Origin of the sequence: Liquorilactobacillus sicerae, assembly GCF_029916425.1 — a bacterium.
GTDB classification, from domain to species: Bacteria; Bacillota; Bacilli; order Lactobacillales; family Lactobacillaceae; genus Liquorilactobacillus; species Liquorilactobacillus sicerae.
Window position 1 is genome coordinate 1 of sequence record NZ_JAHAVQ010000141.1, and the last position, 525, is coordinate 525.

General features: G+C 36.0%; 1 protein-coding gene. It reads right to left on the reverse strand.

Annotated elements, in window-relative coordinates:
- Nucleotides 1-508 (reverse strand): oxidoreductase (locus KH893_RS11685; RefSeq protein ID WP_486606299.1); only part of this gene is annotated, 508 nt, incomplete at its 3' end.
- Nucleotides 509-525 lie beyond the last annotated feature (17 nt).

The window sequence follows — 525 nt, forward strand, 5'->3', positions numbered from 1 at the left end:
GCAGTGCATCTTGCGCATCAGATTCGTTCATGACATTACCAACGATAATTTCTTTGGCAATGTACCCGATAGCAGTTTGAAATAACTCTGCAAAGGTTTTATCCGAGTCAATTGGTTTCGAATTATATTCTGGCATTGACAGATGAATGTAATCAAAATCAAATTCGCTCATTAAAGTTTTAATTAATTGCGTCGATTCGTGCCAAGTATAACCAACCGTATCATGAATTTCTTCCGGTGATATTCTATAGCCAATAATAAAATCCTTCGGTGCATATTTTTTTGCGATTTTGAAAACTTCGTCCGTAACTGCTTTGGCGAAATTCATTCGTTTTTCTGAGGAGCCACCCCAAAAATCATTTCGTTTATTGGACCATTTAGAGAAGAATTGTTGAATAAGATAATGATTGGCACCATGAATTTCAACACCATCAAAACCACAATCGATTGCCCTTTTTGTTGCAGCGCCAAAATCTTCAATAATTTTTCTGATTTGTGTATCGCTCAATTCATGCACACTATAGT